At 72.9% G+C, this 1723-nt stretch carries 1 protein-coding gene; it reads right to left on the bottom strand.

From position 1 onward, the window contains the following. Positions 1-1236: alanine dehydrogenase (locus RM540_RS16240; RefSeq protein WP_311666062.1), on the bottom strand; the 1236-nt coding region annotated here is incomplete at its 3' end. Positions 1237-1723 lie beyond the last annotated feature (487 nt).

Raw genomic sequence — 1723 nt, 5'->3', positions numbered from 1 at the left:
GATCCCGCTCGCGATCAGCAGCTCGATGTCGCGGTGGGGCATCCCGAACATGGCCGCCAGGTTCTTTTTCGTGAGGTGTCGGCGGTAGACGTAAGTCCCCGTCCGCAGCGAGACGTTGGACCAGAGGGCGTCGTTGATGCTGCCGGCCTCGCCGATCTCGAGGAGGAACGGGACGAGCGCGTTCGAGAGCGCGTAGGTCGAGGTCCGGGCCACGAGCGACGGCAGGTTGGGGACGCAGTGGTGGACGACGTCGTGGGCCACGAAGGTCGGCTCGCCCGGCGTCGTCGGCCGGCTCGTCTCGATGCACCCGCCCTGGTCGATCACGAGGTCGACGACGACCGAGCCCGGCCGCATCCCCGCCACCATCTCCTCGGTGACGACGACCGGCGAGCGCTGGCCCGACAGCATGGCCGCGCCGATGACGACGTCGGCGCTCTTGACCGCGCCCTCGACGTAGGTCGGGTTGGCCATCGCCGTCGTGACGCGGCGGTCGAGGACGTGCTCGATAAAGCGGAGGGCGGGGAGGTCCGTGTCGAGGACGATGGTGTGGGCGCCGAACCCGAGCGCCGTCCGGGCCGCCCACTCGCCGATCACGCCGGCGCCGAGGATGACGACGGTCGCCGGGGGCACGCCCGAGATCCCGCCGAGCATGAGCCCGCGGCCGCCCCGCCCGCCGGGCGCCGGCGGCTCGGACTCGAGCAGGCGCGCGGCCGTCTGGACGGCGACCGACCCCGAGATCTCGTGCATCATGCGGACGATGGGGAGCGTCCCGTCGGGGTCGGCGATAAACTCGAACCCGATGCCGGTCACGCGGAGGTCCATGAGGCGCTTGAGCGTGTCCGGCTGGATCCCACCCAGGTGGAGCGCCGAGATGAGCACCTGGCGCTCGCGCATGAGCGCGAGCTCGTCCGGGCGGGGCGGGAACACCTTGGCCACGAGGTCGCTGTCGGCGTAGACCTCGCCGGCCGACTCGACCACGTCGCACCCGGCCTCGGAGTACTCGACGTCGGTGAACTGGGCGGCCTCGCCAGCGCCGGTCTCGATCCGCACCTCGTGACCGTTCGCGATGAGGAGCGCCGCGGCGTAGGGCGCCAGCGCCACGCGGCGCTCGCCGTTCGGGGCCTCACTCGGTATGCCGATGCGGAGCCGCTGCTGGGCCTCGCCGACGGCCGCGCGCTTTTCGAGGGGGAGGAGCGTGGTCTCGACGCTGAGACCCTGGATGGCGGGGATTTCCATCCGGGGAAGCTACTGCGCGGGCAGCGGGCAGCGGGCAGCGGGCAGCAGGCAGCAGGCAGCAGGCAGCAGGCAGCAGGCAGCAGGCAGCAGGCAGCAGGCAGCAGGCAGCAGGCAGCGAAGGTGCCCCACCCCGCCCGCACCGCACGAGGGCGGGGTGGCCGTTGTAGCGGCGTTGCACGCAACGCCGTCGGGCGGTGCCGTCAGGCGGGGCGGGGCATGCGGGCGGGGCGGCGCTGTTTGGGATCGCCCCGCCCGCCCCAAACACGACGACCCGCCCCAGACACGACGAGTCGTGTCCCTACGGGTGCCCGTCGTTGGGCGGGGCGGCATCGGGCGGGGCGGCGCCTGTCTCCGACTGCCCCGCCCGCCCGGCAACCACCCCTAGCCCCTCCTGGCCAGGAGGGGGACTGCCGCCGCTCCGGTTCGACCTCCGCGTCGCCTTCGACCGCCCCGCCCAGGATTGAAAGGGGCGGGGCGGAACAAAACC

It is taken from the genome of Rubrivirga litoralis, assembly GCF_031846415.1.
GTDB classification, from domain to species: Bacteria; Bacteroidota; Rhodothermia; order Rhodothermales; family Rubricoccaceae; genus Rubrivirga; species Rubrivirga litoralis.
This window is presented reverse-complemented; position numbering and strand designations above follow the sequence as displayed.